The organism is Peptoniphilus sp. BV3AC2 (genome assembly GCF_000478945.1).
In the GTDB taxonomy this organism is placed as follows: Bacteria; Bacillota; Clostridia; order Tissierellales; family Peptoniphilaceae; genus Peptoniphilus_B; species Peptoniphilus_B duerdenii.
This window is the reverse complement of the sequence record NZ_AWXD01000011.1, coordinates 1-20,795: the sequence shown is the minus strand read 5'-3', so window position 1 is coordinate 20,795 and position 20,795 is coordinate 1. Positions and strand designations below refer to the sequence as shown.

13 protein-coding genes are annotated in these 20,795 nt (G+C 29.6%); all 13 read left to right on the top strand.

All coding sequences use genetic code 11. The features are described 5' to 3' along the window. Positions 1–7 precede the first annotated feature (7 nt). Positions 8–247, top strand: coding sequence for a hypothetical protein (locus HMPREF1252_RS03735; RefSeq protein WP_023059436.1), 240 nt, complete (start codon positions 8–10; stop codon positions 245–247). Beyond that, positions 234–1,817, top strand: coding sequence for a stalk domain-containing protein (locus HMPREF1252_RS03730; protein WP_023059444.1), 1,584 nt, complete (start codon positions 234–236; stop codon positions 1,815–1,817). The genes HMPREF1252_RS03735 and HMPREF1252_RS03730 overlap by 14 nt, the downstream gene beginning before the upstream one ends. 14 nt (positions 1,818–1,831) lie before the next feature. Further along, a complete protein-coding gene (locus tag HMPREF1252_RS03725) occupies positions 1,832–2,698 on the top strand; it encodes a CD1107 family mobile element protein (protein WP_023059447.1) in 867 nt (288 codons plus the stop codon). Between the two features lie 63 nt (positions 2,699–2,761). Beyond that, positions 2,762–4,483: a DNA topoisomerase 3 gene (locus HMPREF1252_RS03720; RefSeq protein ID WP_023059450.1), complete on the top strand. Its 1,722-nt coding sequence runs from the start codon at positions 2,762–2,764 to the stop codon at positions 4,481–4,483. Then, positions 4,476–5,438: a DNA cytosine methyltransferase gene (locus HMPREF1252_RS03715; protein WP_023059452.1), complete on the top strand. Its 963-nt coding sequence runs from the start codon at positions 4,476–4,478 to the stop codon at positions 5,436–5,438. The genes HMPREF1252_RS03720 and HMPREF1252_RS03715 overlap by 8 nt, the downstream gene beginning before the upstream one ends. 35 nt (positions 5,439–5,473) lie before the next feature. Next, positions 5,474–7,687 carry a hypothetical protein gene (locus HMPREF1252_RS03710; protein WP_023059449.1) on the top strand — a complete coding sequence of 738 codons (2,214 nt, stop codon included), beginning with the start codon at positions 5,474–5,476 and terminating at the stop codon, positions 7,685–7,687. Between the two features lie 82 nt (positions 7,688–7,769). Further along, positions 7,770–15,413 carry a helicase-related protein gene (locus HMPREF1252_RS03705; protein ID WP_023059440.1) on the top strand — a complete coding sequence of 2,548 codons (7,644 nt, stop codon included), beginning with the start codon at positions 7,770–7,772 and terminating at the stop codon, positions 15,411–15,413. Between the two features lie 43 nt (positions 15,414–15,456). Further along, positions 15,457–16,113, top strand: coding sequence for a hypothetical protein (locus tag HMPREF1252_RS03700; RefSeq protein ID WP_023059442.1), 657 nt, complete (start codon positions 15,457–15,459; stop codon positions 16,111–16,113). Between the two features lie 177 nt (positions 16,114–16,290). Beyond that, positions 16,291–16,497 (top strand): helix-turn-helix transcriptional regulator, encoded by a 207-nt coding sequence (locus HMPREF1252_RS03695; RefSeq protein ID WP_012290740.1) that lies wholly within the window; start codon positions 16,291–16,293, stop codon positions 16,495–16,497. A 22-nt stretch (positions 16,498–16,519) separates the two neighbouring features. Next, entirely contained in the window at positions 16,520–18,148 is a 1,629-nt protein-coding gene (locus tag HMPREF1252_RS03690; protein ID WP_023059437.1) for an ATP-dependent endonuclease, read from the top strand. Beyond that, on the top strand, positions 18,138–19,241 hold the full coding sequence (locus HMPREF1252_RS03685) for a UvrD-helicase domain-containing protein (protein WP_023059451.1): 1,104 nt from the start codon (positions 18,138–18,140) through the stop codon (positions 19,239–19,241). The genes HMPREF1252_RS03690 and HMPREF1252_RS03685 overlap by 11 nt, the downstream gene beginning before the upstream one ends. A gap of 181 nt (positions 19,242–19,422) precedes the next feature. Next, positions 19,423–20,073, top strand: coding sequence for a response regulator transcription factor (locus tag HMPREF1252_RS03680; protein ID WP_023059434.1), 651 nt, complete (start codon positions 19,423–19,425; stop codon positions 20,071–20,073). 1 nt (position 20,074) lies between these two features. After that, positions 20,075–20,795: HAMP domain-containing sensor histidine kinase (locus HMPREF1252_RS03675; RefSeq protein ID WP_023059441.1), on the top strand; the 721-nt coding region annotated here is incomplete at its 3' end.

Below are 20,795 nucleotides of genomic sequence, written 5' to 3'. Positions count from 1 at the left end.
ATATTATGTGAACAGGAAGCTTATAAGTATTAGGAACAGAAAGAAAAAAATAGAAGATAAATTGAAAGATTTAAATGCGAAATACAAGGAAATTTGTGATGAAGAAATACAAGTTGAAAATGAAGAAATAATTGTAACTATTAGGAGAAACAATATTAGCTTGGAAGAATTAATGGAGAAAATCAATGATAGAAAAAGAGAAGAAAAATTAAAAGAAAAGGAGAACATTCATAATGAAGAAATTTAACACGAACAGACTAAGAGCCTTTTTTATGGCTCTTTTATTAGTTTTAACATCAACCTCAACTACTAATGTACTAGCTAAAGCTGATGATACAGATGGTAGTAAAAAAGTTATAGAAAGTTCAATAAGTAAAATTAGTGATTTAGAAAATCAGATCAAAGACTTAAATGATAAGAAACAAGAAGACCAAACAAAGATAGATGAATTAAAAGAAAAGTTAGAATCTTGCAAAGATAATGGAGAGAAACTAAAACAAGAAAAAGCTAATCTAGAAGAAGAGATTAGAGATAAAGATAATAAGATTGCTCAATTGAATAAAGAAATTGAGAATCTTAAAAACTCCAATAATGATGAACTAATAGCAGAAATCACTCAACTTAAAGATGAATTAAAAAGATTACAAGATGAAAATGCAAAACTAAAAGAAGATTATTCATCTACAAAATGGGAATTAGAAGCTGAGAAAGAAAAGACCGATAAAAATGAAAATAAAATCAAAGAAATGCAAGAAAAGCTTGAGTTTTTAGAAGAAGAACTTGCAAAGAAGACTAAAGAAATTGAGGATAAAGATAATAAAATTAAGGACTTAGAAAAAGTTCTTGATAAAAAAGATGCTAAGATAAAAGACCTTGAGTCTAAAAAGAAAGAAACAGAAAATACTAAGTCAGAATGTTGTAAGAAAATTGAAGAGCTTCAAAAGGCTATTAATAGTTTAAAAGAATCTTCTGAAAATACAAAAAAGGAATTAGAAGATAAGATTAAAGAACTAGAAGATAAACAAAAAGCTTCTGAAGAAGAAATTAAAAAGCTAAACGAAGAATTAGATAAGAAAATTGAAGAAGCAAAGAAGTTAATCGAGGAAGCAAATAAAAAATCGAAAGAAGAACTTGAAAAGCGAGCTAAAGATGAAAAAGATAAAAATCTAAACCAAGACTTATCTAAGAAATTAGATGAACTTCTAAAACTCCAAAAAGAAAACAAAGAAAAGAAAGAAGATAAGAAATCTCAAGATAAAAAGTGGGACGAACTTTTGAAAGCTGATGATAAGAACATCCTAAATCAATTTGATCTTAACAAGATGAAAAAGCAAGAGGAACAACAATACAAAAAACAAGTTAAAGATGAAAAAGAATTTGCAGTTTTCCAAGTTGACAAAAACTTTTATAACATTATCAACAAAGATGGTAAGACAACAGTCTATATGGATGTAAAAACTTATGTGGATCAAGGAAGAACTATGATTCCAGTAAGATATATCGCTTATACTCTAGGTTTTAATGTTGAGTATGACAACTCTACTCGTGAAGCTATTTTCTCCAATAAAGAGAATAATATCCTAGCTAAAAAGACATTAAGACTAAATATTGATACTGGTGTTATGAAAGATTCAGATGGTAAAGTCTACAATTCAGATGTTAAGCCAGTTATTATAAATGGAAGAATCCATGCTTCAATTTCAAACATTGCTAAAGCTTTTGGAGCAAGTCATGGAGATATTAAAGATGGTAAAAACCAAACAATAGAATGGGACAATGCTAGAAAAGCAGTCTATGTATTTAAAAATGTAAAATAAGAAAGGATAGAAAAATGAATAAGAGTATTAAACGAGGAGTAGCCATAGCGTTACTCCTTTTTACATTTACAGTACCAGCAACTACATTTGCAATGACAAATGAAGGGCAAATAGAAAGTCAAAACGAATCAATCTATGAACCACAAAAAGAAGAATTTGAAAAAATGTTGAAAGATGATGTTTTTACACCGTCAAAAGAAGAAATTCCTTATCAAGATGTTCCAAGAATACCAGGAAATACAAGTGAAGCAAATAAGCCTTCAAATAATCCTCCAAAGAAAACCCCACTTGTAAAAGGTGGTAATACAAAGGCAGTAAATAATCTTGCGACACAAGAAAATAAGGCAAGAGGTTCAGTAATTGAAAATGTAGATAGGAATGGAAAAGATATTACACCAAGTGGAGATACAGAGAAAGATAAAGAAAATCCAGTAGATGTAAGACAATTCTTAACATTTCAAACTAAAAGTGGAAAAACTATGCACCTAATAGTGGATCACTCATCAAATCAAGATAATGTAAGGTTATTGACAGAAGTAGGAGAGCAAGACCTACTTAATATGATTGAATCAGAAGATAAAAATACTATAAAGGTTGAAGAACCTAAGAAAGAAGAAGTGAAAAAAGAAGAGCCTACGGTTGTTCCAGTAAAAGAAGAAAAGAAAAGCGGAATAGGTTCATTTCTAATTGTTGCACTTGTAATTGGAGGAGTTATAGGAGCAGGATACTATTTTAAGGTAGTCAAAGCTAAGGAAGATAAAATGTTGGAAGACTTTGAAGAAGATGATAAGGATTATATTAGTGAGTCAGAAGATGAATCTGACAATGAAGAAAGTAATGAAGAATCTTTAGATGAAGACGATGAAGATGAACTATTATAATAATTTTTAAAAGTTTGAGCGAGAGAGAAATCTTTCGCTCTTTTTTTATTTATGGAGGTATTAATGAAGTTAGTAATAGCAGAAAAGCCAAGTGTAGCAGTTACAATTGCAAAAGTAATTGGAGCAAGAACAAGAAAAAACGGATATTATGAGGGGAATGGATACATTGTTTCATGGTGTGTAGGTCATTTAATTCAAATGGCAAGTCCAGATAAGATAGACGAAAAATGGAAAAAATGGACAATAGAAAATCTTCCTATAATCCCAGAAGAATATATTTATGAAGTATCTAAAAGCACTAAAAAACAATATGGAATTTTAAAGAAACTTTTAAACGATAAGAACATCGACACAGTTATAAATGCTTGTGATGCTGGAAGAGAGGGAGAACTTATTTTTAGGCTTGTATACAATCAAGCTAAATGTAAGAAGAAAATTCAAAGACTTTGGATATCTTCAATGGAAAACAAAGCTATTGAAGATGGCTTTAGAAATCTTAAAGATGGAGAAAACTTTGAAGACTTATATAGATCAGCAAGTGCAAGAGCAATTGCAGATTGGCTGTTGGGAATGAATTTAAGTAGACTTTATTCTTGCATTTACAAGGAAACATATTCAGTTGGTAGAGTACAAACACCAACTCTATATTTAATAGCTAAAAGGGATAGTGAAATAAATCTATTTAAGAAGCAAAAATATTATACAGTTGACCTATCTTATAAAGGATTGAAACTTGTATCAGATAGGATTGATAAAATCGAAGTGGCAGAGCAACTTTTAAACTTGATAGAAGATGAAATAGTTATTACAGAGGTAGAGGATAAAGAAATAAGCACAAAACCAGATAAGCCTTATGATCTCACTACCTTACAGAGAGAAGCAAATAAATATTTTGGATATTCAGCAAATGACACTTTAAATATGGCACAAGGTCTGTATGAAAAAAAGCTAATCACATACCCAAGAACAGATAGCAGGTATTTAACCGATGATATGGTTACTACTATGAAAGAATTATTAGAAGGACTTGAAGAAGGTTTTAAAATCAACGAATCAAACTTTAAGTCTATTTTTAATTCATCTAAGGTTACAGACCACTATGCGATTATTCCTACTATATCAGGTATTGGAAAAGTTAAAGATTTATCTGATAAAGAAAGCAAAGTCTATAATCTAATTAAGGATAAACTACTTGCTTCATGTTCGGATAACTTAAAGGAATCTAGTAGAAAAATCAGATATGAATATGATAAATTTAACTTCAATGCAAGTGGAAAGACTATAATCGATGAAGGTTATACCAAGTATCTAAAGGCTTATGGAAAAGAAAAGCAAGAAAATGAATTACCAGATGTAAAGACTGGAGATAAAATTAAGCTAACTTCTAAAAATATATCGGAGAAATTTACAAAAGCTCCAAGTCATTATAATGAAGATACACTTTTAAAGGCTATGGAGAATGCAGGGATTGAATCACTGGATAAAGATATAGAAGTGGAGAGAAAAGGCTTAGGAACACCAGCTACAAGAGCAGGAATTATTGAAAATCTTATCCATAAGGACCTTATAAGAAGAGATAAGAAAAATCTACTTGTAACAGAAAAAGGCAATAGACTTGTATCAATTGTAGAGGATAAGTTTAAGTCAGCTAAAACAACATCTGAATGGGAAATGAAACTTGCAAAGATTAGCTCTGGTGAAGTAGATAAAGAAGACTTTTTAAGAGAAATAGAAGATAGTATAAGGGAGCTTGTAGATAGGTACAAGAATAATCTAAATGAATAAGGTAAAAATATTGGAGCTTTTCGGTGGCATAGGTGCTATTAGAAAGGCTTTTATTAATTTAAAGATATCTTATGAAGTAGTTGATTATGTAGAAATAGATAAGGCTTGTGTTAAATCATACAACGCACTTTATGGAGAGGCTTATAAGCCAAAATCAGTAGTAGGATATAAAGCTCCTAATGAGAAGATAGACTTAATTATGCATGGAAGTCCTTGCCAAGACTTTTCAAGAATAGGGAAAAAGCAGGGAGGAGCAAAGAATTCAGGAACTAGGTCAAGCTTACTATTTGAAACAATTACAATAATCAAAGAAATGAAAGAAAAACCTAAATGGATAATTTGGGAAAATGTAAAGGGAGTCCTTGATAGAAATATGAGGGACTCCTTTTTTATTTATCTAAAAGAGCTAGAAAACCTTGGATATGAAAGCAAGTATGAAATCTTAAATGCAATGGACTTTGGGATACCTCAAAAAAGAGAAAGGATATTTGTTGTTTCATGTCTAGGAGCAAATAACTTTTCTTTTGATAAATTAGAGAGGAAAGAAACAAGACCACTAAGTGAATTTTTAGAAAAGAATGTAAGTGAACTTTATACAATGACCCAACCTTATATGCTGAAATTTTTAAGTAAAGGCATAGATAATAGTTTTAGAGGGCGACTAAAAGTGATTAAAGATTTTTCTTATACTATATCTACAAAACAAATGAGAGTACCTAATTCTGGAATAATAGATATTGGAAATGGTCAGTATAGGTATTTAACAGAAAGAGAATGCCTAAGACTCATGGGTTTTGATGATAGTGATATAGACAAATTAGAGGAAGTGCATTCAAGAAGAAAAAATTGCACTTCAAGCAAACTATATAAGCAGGCCGGCAATTCTATTGTGGTTGATGTTTTAATGTGCATTATTAGTTCAATAATGCATGTTAGTGCAAACTTATTATTGTGAATGATATAATAAAATAAAAGACAGGAGGATATGATATGGATATTCTAGAATGTAAATTAAAGAATTGTTATGGAATAGATGAGTTTAACCATGAATTTGATTTTACAAATACAAATGTGATTACAGTATATGCAAAAAATGGATTGATGAAAACTTCTTTTGCAAAAACTTTTAAGAAAATTCAAGATGGTAAAGCTGACGAAATACGTGATGAAATATTCGATATAAAAGCAGAAGTTAATGTGAGCATAGATGGACAAGATATAAGAAAAGAGCAAGTGTTTGTAATAAAAAGCTTTGAGAATTATTATGAATCTAGTAGTGTAGCAGATTTATTAGTAGACGAAAAAACAAAAAAATCTATCACAACTTTATTAAAGCAAAAAAATAATTTTTTAAAAAAGTTAGTGCAATATTCAGGATTAAAAATTGAAAAAACACAACAAGGAAGAAAAATTTATGAATTAGAGCCTACAGTAGTTTCTGACATGAATTTAAGTGAAAAAAGTTTTTTATTAAGCTTGAAAGAATTATGTGAAGCTGAAAATAAAACGTATTTACCTAATGTTAAATACTCTACAATTTTTGATGATAGTGTAATTAAAAAAATAAAAGACAGTAGTTTTCAAAATAAAATAAAAGAGTTTTGTGAAGCTGCTGAAACTATATACAGTAGTTATACTTTTTTTGAAAAAGGTCAATTCACATTTCCAAAATTGAAGAATGTTGCAAAAAATTTAGATTCAGATAATTTTTTTGTAAGAGATAATAAACTTAATTTAAATAATAGCATAGTAATTGGTAATAATGATGAACTACAAGAGAAAATATATGAAATAGAGGGGAAAATTAAAGATATTCCAGAATTTCAACAGATAGAAAAGTTACTAAGTGATACAAAAGGCATATTATTAAGAGATACAATAGAAAACAATCCTGAACTAATAGAGTTTTTGAAAATAGAAAATTTAGATAATTTAAAAAAAGAATTATGGACTTCATATATAAAGAAAGAAAAGAAATCTTTTGATGATTTATTAGAGATATATAAAGAATTAGAGGAGAATATTAAAAATCTCAATATAGACAATACATTGTGGAATCGTTCTTTAGAAATATTTGAAGATAGGTTCACTGTTCCATATAAGATGAAAATATCAAATTTAAAGGGAGCGATAATAGGAGAAAACCTACCACGTGTGGAGTTTATATTTGAAAAGGGTGAAAATCAAGCAAGTTTAGATAGATCAAATTTAGAAAAATTAGACGTGTTAAGTCAAGGAGAGAAAAGATCTTTATATTTGTTAAATATAATATTTGACATAGAAAAAATAAAAAAAGAAAGCAATGAAGTCCTATTTATAGTAGACGATATAGCAGATTCTTTTGATTATAAAAATAAGTATGCTATTGTAGAATATTTGTATGAAATGGCAACAATTGATAATTTTAGAATGATAATTTTATCTCATAATTTTGATTTTTATAGAACAATTTCTTCTAGACTAAATGTACCTCGTACATCTAGATTTATCGTTGAAAACAAACAAGATTTAAATTTGATAGAAGAGAAATATCAAAAACAACCTTTTATAACATGGAAAACTAAACCAGATAAATATTCCTTATTTGCACTTATACCATTTGTTAGGAATCTAATTGAATATAGTTTTGATAAATCTGTTAATGATTCAAGTTATTATGATAGCGATTATGAGCTATTAACTAATTTACTACACAAAAAAGAAAATTCAGGAACTATTAATTTTAAAACTTTAGGGAAAGTATATAAAGAATATATAGGGAGATTTGATATACCAAGTGAGTTTAAAGAGGATGATCTGGTTATAGAAAAGCTTTATGAAACTACTGAAAACTTAACTAGTAACTTAAATTTGCTCGAGCATAAAGTTTTATTATCAATGGCTTGTAGACTTAAAGCTGAGGAAATAATGTTAGATAAAATTAATAATTATAATGGTATGCTAAATTGGAAAGTGAAAAATAATTTGAAAACAGGAGATAAAGCGGAATTTCTGAATCATGTAGATAAAACTAATAATATGACCAGGGTATTATTTGATGCATATAAGCAGATTGCGAATGAAGAACAAATTAATATAGTTAATGAAGTTAATATAATGACTCCAGAAAATATTCATATAAACTCTTTTATGTATGAGCCTATAATGGATATGGATATTAACGAATTATTGAACTTATATGGAAAACTTAAAGAATTAATATAGGTCATTTAATTATATTACATTATAGACGGTAGATTATTTAAAATCTATCGTCTTTTTTATTACTCAAAAAAGGAGGTAGAAAATGCAAGTAAATGATTTTAAGAATATACAAGAAGCAATAAAGTATGAAGTTTTGCAAGATGAAAATGAATATTTAAAACTCTTAAAAGTTATAGGCAATAATCAGAAATATGATTTTCCAAGCCAACTAAGTATATACAACAAAGAACCTGAAGCTAGAGCTTGTGCGACCTTTGATATGTGGAAGAAATATTTTGGTCGAGTTGTTATGAGAGGTCAAAAGGGTATTCCAATTTTAGTGGGAAGTGATGTAAACAAAAAGGTTTCATACATTTTTGATATTAGTCAGACCACATCAATGGATAGGAATGTTAATGAGGTTAGCTTATGGCAGTTTGACCACGAAAACCATAATGAGGCTTTAAAAGAAATAATAAGAGATTCTTCATTTGAAGCTAGTGATTCACTCAATGAAAATATATTTTCTTTGAGCCGAATTTATGGAGATGAATATATTAACTTGGCTCTTGCTGATTTGAGGATAGATATAGAGGATAGACTTAGCTTTGAAAAGTTTATGAGAGACTCAATATCCTATGCGGTAGCTAATAGGTTTAATACAGCCTATCCTATGGACATGGAAAATTTAAAAAATAATTTTTCTAGGATTAATACAATTTCTTTAGAGCAGATAGGTCTTGTAATATCAAGGGTTAGTGAAGATATTATAGATAAAACAATAGAAAAATCTAAGGAAATGGATCGTGCTAGGCTGCTGACAGAAAGGGCCGATGCCGACTATAATAGAGATATAGAAAATATAAATGAAGATAGAGGAGGTCAAAATGATTTATATAGACGAGATGATAGGTCAAGAAGTAGAGATGGACGAGTTTTCACAGATGGAAGCGACAGAAGAAATAGCAATGAAGATCGAAGAGAAAACCTTGGACATGATGGAGAAGGATCTGGAGTTTATGGAGAGATTTCCGAATCCGACTTACGCAGTTTTAAGACTGTCTTATCTGGTAGGCAGCGAGGACATGGAGAACTGGAAGAAACTTCAGAAAATGTACGAGGAGAAAACACTTTTGAACCATCTGAAGGAAATTCAGAATCAGGCAGTGGACTTTATCAAGAGAGAGAAAGTCAAGGTGATGAAAGTACAAGGATTGACAGAGAAGATGATGAGAGAGAATCCAGAAGAATACCAAGGACAGATGAACAACTTGATGGCAACAGTGAAGAAAATGGCAATCAAGGAATACGTGGAAGCTTAGAAAATGAAATAAGCCAAGAAAAGGAAGCTGATGAAGCTTCTTTTTTTGATGGCAACAACATTGAAAAAAGAAAAGACTACTGGATTGTAGAATTTAATGAAAACCACGAATTAGTTTCCGATTATAGTGGGCAGATAGTAACCAAAGAATTAATAAATGTCCTAAGACAAAAGGATATTGATGTTAAAGACCATAATCAAACTCTTGGAGAAAATGAATTTGGAGAAATGACAGATGATTATATAGGATATTTCAAATTCTATTTTGACCACTATGTAGACGGAGAAGTTGTCGAACATTATAGGATTGACCTTGGTGATGGTGAAGAAGTAAATGAGCTTGAATTTTCATATTTAGAAGAGCAAGTTGCACTAAGTGAGGAAAAATCTTTACAAGAAGAAGCTAAGGAAAATATAGAGCCTAAATTTAAGATAGGTAATCAGGTTAGATATAAAGATAAGGACTTTACTATTACAGATTTTGATGAACTAAGTGGAGGACTTAAAACTGTCACTATCAGAGATAATATGGAATATATGGGAGGTATGATTAGGGGTTCGGAAGTAATTCCATATAGAAACGATTCATACCTTGAAGAAATCTTTGAAAATCTAAGTCAAGCATCAGAAAAACTAGCAGTAAAGGTTGGTAAGGAATTTATTTTCGAAGATGAGAAGATCTTTGACGGAATTAACTTAATTGAAACTGGAACTAAAGTAGAAGTTAATGGAGAAGAATTTCCTTTATATAAGGGTGAAACATTTGAAGAAAGTAGAAAGATTGATGACCTTTTAGATAGTGAAAATTATGAGATATACAAATTATCTGAGCATGAAAAACAAATTGAAAGACAAGTAGAGCAAGAAAGCTTTATAGATAACCACAATCTTGAAATTGACCAAATGATGGATAGATACAATGTGCCAAGAGAAGCAGCCGAAAACTTATTGAGGGGGAAAGAAGATTTAAAGAATTTAGGCTATGAACCTAATAAGGAAAGGCTAAGCTTTGCTAGAAATTATGACTTGAAAAATCATATCTACTCAGAATACCTTACACCATCAGAAAAGTTAGATAAAAATATAAAAGCTATTAAAATGCTAAAAAGACTTGAAAATGAAAATAGGAGTCCAAGGGAGTATGAACAAGCCTATCTTGCTGACTATCTAGGTTGGGGTGGTCTTGCCGATGTCTTTGATGAAGAAAAAGGAGGGCAATGGCTTGAAGCAAGAAATATTTTAAAAGAAAATTTAACAAATGATGAGTATTTGAATGCTAAAGAGTCTACCTTAACATCCTTTTATACACCTAGAGAGGTAATGGATGGAATATATAAGACTCTAACAGATATGGGGTTTAAAACTGGAAATATCCTTGAACCATCTGCAGGAGTCGGTAACTTCATTGGTAATATGCCAAGTGAAATACAAAGCTCTAAAGTATATGGAGTAGAAAAAGATAGCCTAAGCGGAAGAATAGCAAGAGAACTTTATCCTGAAGCTAACATTCAAATTAAAGGATTTGAAGAAACAAACTTCTCAAATAACTTTTTCGATTTAGTTATAGGAAATGTTCCCTTTGGAGATTTTAAAGTTAACGATCGTGAATATAACAGAAATAACTTTCTGATTCACGATTATTTTTTTGCAAAGTCTATAGATAAGGTTAGGAATGGAGGAATTATTGCCTTCATAACATCATCTGGAACTATGGATAAAAAAGATGAATCTGTTAGAAAATATATTAATGCAAGATGTGAGTTTTTAGGAGCTATGAGGCTACCTAATACAACATTTAAAGGACTTGCTGGTACAGAAGTTACTTCAGATATTATTTTCTTAAAGAAGAGAGATTCAGTTATAGAAAGAGATGATGAATGGATTCATCTAGCAACTGATAATAAAGGTTTGACTTACAATAAATACTTTGTAGATAATCCTCAAATGGTATTAGGAGATATGAAAGAAGTGTCTGGAAGATTTGGAAATACTATTACTTGTGATGAAAAAGAAGACGAAAATCTAAAAGATTTAATGGATCTTGCAAGTAAGGAAATATCTTCAAATTCTAAATATGAAGAGGTAGAACTATTGGAAGATGAAGAATTAAGTCTTCCAGCAACAGATGATGTTAAAAACTTTTCTTACACTATTATTGATGAAGAAGTCTACCTAAGAGAAAACTCAGTCTTAGTTAAGCAGAATATATCAGATAAAAATAAAGAAAAGATAAAAGATTACCTTGATGTAATGAATGCTTTAAAAGATGTAATAGAAAGACAAAAAGATGATTTTTCAGACGAAGAAATAAAAGAGTCACAAGCAAAGTTAAATGAAGTCTATGATAACTTTTCAAAGAAACATGGCTTTATTAACTCCTTATCAAACACCAGAGCCTTAAAGGAAGACTCAAACTTTCCTTTGGTATCATCAATAGAAATACTTGATGATGAGGATAATTTCAAAGCAAAGAGTGATATATTTTCGAAAAGAACAATAACAAAGGCAAAGGTAGTAGATCATGTAGATACTTCCCTTGAAGCCTTAGTCTTATCGGTTTCACAAAAAGGATATGTAGACTTTGAATATATGGAATCTATCACAAGTAAAGATAGGGACACTTTAATTGGTGAGCTTGAGGGCGAGATTTTTTTAGACATTAAGGATACAGACCTAATAAATAACAGAATGCCCTTTGAGAACTTTAACAATGACGATCCATTTCATTTTTCATATGTATCGGCTGATGAGTATTTAAGTGGAAATATTAGAGAAAAGATTGGCTATCTCAATTCATATATCGGAGAAATTGAAAATGTAATAGATTTAGCACCTTCTGAAAAGAAAGACACATTATTAAAAGAGTTAGGCAAGCTAAAATATCAAAGAGAGAAATTACAAGAAGTTATGCCTGAAGAACTCACTGCTTCTGATATAAATGTAAGGTTAGGAGCAACTTGGATACCTCAAAAAGATATAGAAGACTTTACTTTTAATCTTTTAAAAACACCAGGTTATGATAGGTGGAATATAAATGTTAGGTTCTCACCACATACAAGTGAATGGAATATTGAAGGTAAAAGTGTTGACTCGACTAATGACCTTGCTAACATGACTTATGGTACAAGTAGGGTAAATGCCTATAAGCTAATTGAAAATGCTCTTAATCTAAAAGATACAAAGGTATTTGACCAAGTAATAAATGATGATGGTTCTAAGACTTCTGTATTAAATAAAAAAGAAACTATGCTTGCAAGTCAAAAGCAAGAACTGATTAAAGAAGAATTTAAGAATTGGATATTTGAAGATCCTGATAGAAGATATAGGCTAGAAAAGATTTATAATGAAAAATTCAATTCAATTAGAAATAGAGAATTTGACGGCTCTAACTTAACTTTTGATGGAATGAATACTGAAATCAGACTTCGAGAACATCAGAAAAACGCCATAGCAAGGACTCTTTATGGTGGAAATACACTACTTGCCCATGTAGTAGGAGCAGGAAAAACTTTTGAAATGGTAGCTTCTGCTATGGAATCTAAAAAGTTAGGACTTGCAAGTAAGTCATTATTTGTAGTTCCTAATCATCTAACTACTCAAATTGGTAGGGAGTTTATGCAATTATATCCGTCAGCAAACATTATGGTGGCCGATAAAAAAGACTTCCAACCTAAAAATAGAAAAAGATTTATTGGTAGGATTGCAACGGGAGAATATGATGCGGTCATCATAGGACACTCTCAATTTGAAAAAATACCTATGTCTAAGGAATACCAAGTAAGGCATATACAAGACCAAATAGATGATATAGTTTCCTTTATTGATGAGAACAAAAGAAATAGAGGAGAAAATTTCACAGTTAAACAACTGGAAAAGACAAAGAAGAAGCTTTTGGTAAGACTGGAAAAGCTAAACGATGACTTTAAAAAGGATGACGTAATAACCTTTGAAGAACTAGGAGTAGATAAGTTATTTATAGACGAAGCTCATAATTACAAAAACTTATTCTTGCATACAAAGATGAGAAATGTTGCGGGTATTGGTCAGAGTGAAGCCTTTAAGTCTTCGGATATGTATATGAAATGTAGGTATATGGATGAAATGACAGATGGCAAGGGAGTTGTATTTGCTACTGGTACACCGATATCAAATTCAATGACAGAGCTTTATACAATGCAAAGATACCTTCAATATGACGATTTAAAGGCAAGAGGATTAGAACATTTTGATGCCTGGGCTTCTACTTTTGGAGAAACAGAAAACACCTTTGAATTATCTCCAGAAGGCACTGGATATAGGCAAAAGACAAGATTTTCAAAGTTCTATAACTTGCCAGAATTGATGAGCATGTTTAAAGAAGTAGCAGATATAAAGACTTCAGATATGTTAAATTTGCCAGTGCCAGAAGCAAACTTCGAAGTTATTAAAACGAAACCTACTGAGGAACAAAAAGAAATATTAGAAGCTATTTCAGAAAGAGCGGACGCAGTTAGAAATAACCTAGTCGAGCCAACAGAAGATAATATGCTAAAGATTACAAATGATGGTAAAAAACTTGCCCTTGACCAAAGATTAATAAACCCACTACTTCCAGATGATCCTAATTCAAAGGTAAATGTATGCGTTAAAAATATCTTTTCGATCTGGGATAAGACAAAAGAAAATTCATCGACCCAATTAGTATTTTCAGATATGTCGACACCAAAAGGAGATGGAGAATTTAATATCTATGATGATATTAGAAATAAGCTAGTGAATATGGGAATACCAAAAGAAGAAATAGCCTTTATCCACGAAGCAGATACAGACAAACAAAAAGATGAATTGTTCTCTAAAGTAAGAAGAGGAGAAGTAAGAGTGTTATTAGGCTCTACTCAAAAAATGGGAGCAGGTACAAATGTACAGAACAAATTAATAGCCTTACACGATTTAGACGTCCCATGGAGACCGTCTGACCTAGAGCAAAGAAGTGGTAGAATTGTTCGTCAAGGTAATGAAAATGATAAGGTAAATATCTTTAGATATGTAACAGAGAATACATTTGACGCTTATTTATGGCAGACAATAGAGAATAAGCAAAAATTCATTTCTCAAATTATGACTTCAAAAACTCCAGTAAGAGTTGCAGAAGATGTTGATGAAGCAAGTCTATCTTATTCCGAAATTAAGGCTTTAGCTACAGGCAATCCTCTGATTAAAGAAAAGATGGATTTAGATAACGAAGTTACAAAACTAAAAATGTTAGAAGCAAACTACAAGTCTAATAAATACAAGCTTGAAGATAAGGTAAATAAAATTTATCCTCAAAGTATTTTAAAAACTGAAATGGAAATACAAGCAGTTAAAGAAGATATTGCAAGTGTTGAGAAATTAGGAGAAGGAGATAACAAATTCACTTCAATAAGTCTTGGGACAAATAAAATTTTAGATAAGAAAGAGGCTGGAGAGAAGCTACTAGAAGAAATAAAAAAGGTAAAGATAAATGATAGCAAGGTTATTGGTAAATATAGAAATTTAGATTTACAAGTTTCATATAACTTTATGACAAATACTCACACTTTTAAACTTCTAGGAAAAGCAAAATACTTCGGAGAGTTTTCAAACTCTACTGATGGTAATATAACAAGGCTTGATAATGCAATTGAAAAAATTCCTTCAAGACTTGAGAGGTTAAATCAAAACCTTGAAAACTATAAAGAATCTTTAGAAAATGCCAAGGTAGAATTAACCAAACCATTTGAAAAAGCAGATGAGTTAAGGGATAAGACTCTAAGACTAGCTGAAATTAATAAACTTTTAGATATGGGAGAAGTAGAAGAATTAGAAAACCAATCACCATTATTAGAAGATTTAAAGAGGGCGATAGTTGATTATTCCAACTATGAGTTTTCAGAATCTAATAGCTATGAAGACTTTGACAAACTATACCCTGATTTAAGCCATATAGGACTTGCCTATACAGAAACACCTGATGGTAAGCACTCTATCCAATATGAGGTAAATTTGGAAGAAAAAATATGGACTCAGTATGTAGATAATGTAGCTATTAGAACAGAATCTTTTGTAGAGGAAGATATATCTAACTCACAAGCTATTAAAGATATAACTGAAGCCATAAAGATGTCAAGTTTTGATGATCTGGTATCAGTAGATGAAGAAGATTTAAAACAAACTTTAGGACTAGAGATAGATGATGACGGAAACTTCTATGATCCACTAGCAAAAGATCTTGATAATGATGGAATACCAGATAGGTATGACAATGATTTTAAAGATAGTGATTATTTTGAATCAACTTATGACGTAGAAGATAATCTTCACGCAAGGGAAGAGAAGCCATCAATATTAGGACAAATATCCAAATTTAAATCGGAAGAAGAAAAAGATAAAAATCAAGAAAAAAATGAAAAAGGACAAGAAAGATAGAGGAGGGCGAATAGCTCTCCTTATTTAGTACAAGGAGGAAATTATGGAATACAAAGATATTAGAGAAAACTTAGAAGAAATGATGAATGATAACTACAAGGATTTTATAAAAGCACTTGTGAGCATAGAAAAAGGTGTCAATGATGAAAAGGCACTTGAAGAAGTCTATGTTTTATATATGAACAATGACACAACAGGTCTACTAAGTGATGATTTTGATTATATGATTGATGATATGAAAGAACAAGGTAAGATTGTTGAAAATACCAATGAACTTGAAGAAAAAGACGACCTCATAAATCTCGTGGGTAATATATCTGGCAAAGTAGAAAACCTTGAAAGAGAAAATGCAAATGGAGAAAAGTTCAAAGTAAGTAACTTTTCTCTTGTTTCAAAAGATGACGATGGAAATAAAGTTTATACAAATTGTTCAGCCTATGGAGATAAGACAAAAGATTTAAAGGACTTAAAACAAGGAGATTTTGTTAAAATCTTCGGACAAGTAAAAACCAGTATTGACAACAACGGAAAGGAACATAAAAATATTCGTATTTTGTCTTCTAAGCTATTAAAAGCAAAAGAACAAGTAAAGAGTCAAGACAAGGATAAAAAGTCCATAATAGGGCAAATAAAAAGCTTTAAGACAAACGATAAAACTAAATCTAATAAGAAAAATCATAGCAAAGGCACAGAAAGATAAATATCGGCAGTCTTCGGACTGCCATTATTTTTTTGTTCATTTAAAGTGATATATCAAATGATTGAAAATAACCTATAGTTAATGTTATAATTGATTAGTATGCAATAACAAACATAAGTATATTTAAAATGTATATATGTACGAGATTAGCTATCAAAAAATAATCTTGGAGGTTATATGGAATTAAGTTATAAAAGGTTATTTAAAAAACTTATTGATTTAGATATGCAACACAATGAACTTATGGAAAAAGCAAATGTAAGTAGGAGTACATTTTATAAATTAAAGAATGGTGAGAATGTAACTACCGATGTTTTGCTCAGAATTTGTGACGCATTGGATTGCGACATATCAGAAATTGTGGAGTGTATTAAAAATGATTGAAATAATAAACGGAGATTGAAAATTGATAAAAAAAGTTAGGATTAAAAATTTTAAATGTTTTAAAGATTGGTTTGAATTAGATTTAAATGGTGGCATAAATATTTTGGTAGGAAATAATGAAGAGGGAAAATCAACAATACTTGAAGCTATACACTTAGCATTAACTGGTTTTTATAGAGGTAATTATATCAATCGTGAATTATCTCAATATTTATTCAATAGAGAAGTTGTAGATGAATATTTAACAAATATAAATTCCAACAGTCCTTGTATACTACCAGAAATTATAATAGAAATATACTTCTCTGAGTTAGATGATGCAAATTTGGAGGGTAGTGGTAACGACTTAGGATTAAAAGAAGAAATAGGATTTGCATTTAAAGTATTATTTGATAATTCGTATGAAGATGAATATAAACTATTTATGGAAAAAGGAGAATTAAGCAGTTTACCTATAGAATATTATAAAAGTGAATGGCTAGGCTTTAATAGAGAAAATATTACTACTAGAGGTATTCCTTCGAAATCATTTTTAATAGATAATTCTTCTTATAAATATAAGGATGGTTCAGATCAATATATTTCTAATATGATAAGAGGGACATTAGATAATGAAGATTTAATTTCCATATCAAAAGCTTTTAGAGAAACTAAAGATGATTTTAGTAAAAATGAAAGTGTTAAAAATATTAACGAAAAATTAAGTAGCTCTAAATCAAATTTTGGGAAAAAAGTTAGTTTGGGTGTTAACTTAGGAAGTAGTTTCAACTGGGAATCAAGTATGATAACCGAATTTGATAATATTCCATATTCAAATGCTGGCAGAGGACTACAATGCTTATTAAAAACTGAGCTTGCATTAAATAATATTAATACAAATAAAGATAAAATAATTTTAATTGAAGAGCCAGAAAACCATTTGTCATATTCTAACATGAATAATTTAATTGATATACTACAAGAAAATAGTAATAAGGAATCTAGTCAAATAATTATTTCAACTCATAGTAGTTTTGTTTTGAACAAATTAGGATTAGAAAATTTAATACTTTTATCAAACAAAAAAAGCTCTAAAATTACAAATTTAAGTAGTGGTACAGAAAAATATTTTAAAGCTGTTTCTGGATATGACACATTACGAGTATTATTATGTGATAAAGCTATACTGGTTGAAGGTCCTTCAGACGAACTAATTATTCAAAGAGCATATAAAGATAAATATGGCAAATTACCAATTTTTAATGGTATCGATATAATTTCTGTTGGAACATCTTTTTTAAGATTTTTGGAATTAGGAGATAAATTAGACTTAAATCTCTATGTAGTTACAGATAATGACGGAGATGTAGAAGCTTTAATGAGAAAATACAAAGATTATGAATATAATGAAAAGATTAAAATATATTATGACGAAAAGACTTATAGTGGAGATATGGATAAATTTAATTACAATACTTTAGAGCCCTGTATTTTAAGAGCAAATGACTTGAAAACTCTCAATAGTATATTTAATACTAATAAAACAGATAGTGACTCTATATTAAAATACATGGAGAAAAATAAAACAAATTGTGCCGTAAGTATATTCGAATCAGAATCAAAAATTCAATATCCAGAATATATAAACAGGGTAATAGAAGATGTTGAATAAATTATATATAGCTGCTGCTGGAGCAGGTAAGACAACATTAATTGTGAAGGATGCTTTAAAAAATAAAGATAAGAAGATTTTGATAACAACATATACAAATGCAAATTGTGATTCTATAAAAAAGAAAATAATTAAAATAAATGGAGCCATTCCTAAAAATATTGAAGTTTTAACATGGTTTTCATTTTTACTTAAACATGGATTAAGACCATATCAAGATATAATGTTTAGTCAGAGAATTAATGGAATAGTACCTGTCAACGGTAAGAGTGCTATATTTAAAAATAGAAATGATCCTAATTATTTTATTAATAAAGAAAATCTAATTTATACAGATAAAATATCTGATGCGATTATATTCATGGAAGAAAAAAACCCGGGTTATATTTTTACTAGGATTTCAAAAATATATAATTTAATATATATAGATGAAGTCCAAGATTTAGCAGGGTATGATTTGGATGTTTTAAAATATTTAATTGAGGTTGGTATAAATTTGATTATGGTTGGAGACTATAGACAAGCAACTTATAGCACTCATAATACATCAAAATATAAAAAATATAATAATGGAAAAATAGTTAACTTCTTTAGGAATGAAAACTCACATTTAAATGTTGAAATTGATGAATCAACTTTGAATTTTTCGTATAGATCTAATCAAGAAATATGTGATTTTGCTTCAAAAATATCTAATGATAATCTCATAATAAAATCAGAGAGTAAATTCAAAGATAATCATGAAGGGGTATTTTTTATATCCAAAGAAGAAGTAGACTTATACCTTGAAATGTATAATCCTATTCAACTCAGACACAATAAAAGAACAAAAGTTAACGAAAATTATAGGGTATATAATTTTGGTGACTCTAAAGGTTTACAATTTGATAGAGTATTGATTTACCCTACAAGTCCAATATTAAAGTGGATAGAAAATCCCGAAAGTAAATTAGTTGATTTAAGCAGAGCGGGTTTTTATGTTGCAGTCACAAGAGCTAAACACAGCGTAGCTATTGTGTGTGATAAGAAATTTCTTAATAGGGATAAGATCAAGCCATTTTTATTACCAGAAGATTTCTTTTATAAATTATAGATTAGATATTGAAAACTTAAAAATCTATATTAATCAGATTCACTAATGATATTTTTATTATAATCTATAATTTTATATTTAAATTTTAATTATTTGTTAGTAGATTTAATTTGCTTATAGATGAGTGTTATAGAATAAAATTTTTTAATAGATTTCAAAGTTGATACATGAGAGGGTTAGAATGAAGAGTGTTTTGATTATAGAAGATAATAAAGAAATTGCCTTACAAATGGAAAAATATTTAGTTAATAATAATTATAAGGTAGAGATTGCATCATCTTTTTACGAAGCATGCTATAAGATGAATGTAGACATGGATGTGGCACTTTTGGACATAAATCTACCAGATAAAGACGGTCAACATTTAATAGAAAGATTAAAAGATAAGGACATAAGAGTAATTGTAACAACAGTAAAAAACGATGAAGATTTTATAATTGCCGCCCTAGATCAAGGAGCAGACGACTATTTAACAAAGCCATTTTCCCTTGCAATATTAAGGGCGAGAATTGATGCAGTTTTAAGGACAATAGCTCTAAGTCAAGACAAAACAATCAATTATAAGGATATAAAAATAGAATTAAATGATTCAAAAGTATATTTTAAAAATAATCAAATAGACCTAACTCCACTTGAATATGAAATATTACTGTTATTTATCAAAAATCCCCACAGGGTTTTCACAAGAAGCCAACTTTTAGAAATGTTTTGGGAAGATAGGGATAAGTTTGTAAATGACAATACTCTCACATCAACTATTAAGAGAATAAGAGAAAAAATTGATAGAGAAGTTATTACTACTGTCAGAGGAATCGGATATAGGATGGATTGAGATGCTATATGTATTTTGGATTATAAGTCTGGGACTTCTTTATTATTTTTTAGAATCAAGAAAGAAAAATAGAATAAATGAGCTTATAGATCTGATAGAAAATATGAAAAATCAGGACTACAAAATTCCTATGAAGCAAGATGATTTTTCAATTTTAGAGGATAAAATTTACAAGCTTTTTATAGAAATAGTGGAAGCCAAAGAGACAAGTAGAAAAAATGGCGAAAAGCAAATAGAATACCTAGAAGATATCGCCCATCAGATAAAAACTCCCATTTCATCTATGCTTTTTTCCATAGAAAATTTGGGGATGGACTTTCCAGATATTGAAGACATAGAGATTTTAAAAAGACAAACTCTTAGATTAAACTCCCTATCAGATATTTTGCTTAAACTATCAAGCCTTGATGCTAACAAAGATCTTATGAAAAATGAAGAAATTCGTTTGGATGAATTGATGGATTATGTTTTAGACAGTTTAGACTTAAAGAGATCTACCAATGTAGAAATAAATAAGAGTTTAAAGGAAAATAATATTTATGGAGATTTTTATTGGTTGGCAGAAGCTCTTATTAATATTATGAAAAATGCTGATAATAGACCGACTTGTGATAAAATCATGGTTTCATCTTACAAAAATCCCCTCTATACAAACTTAATCATTGAAGACAATGGTGGTGGAGTAGAAAAAGAAAATATCAAAAAAATATTTAAACGCTTCT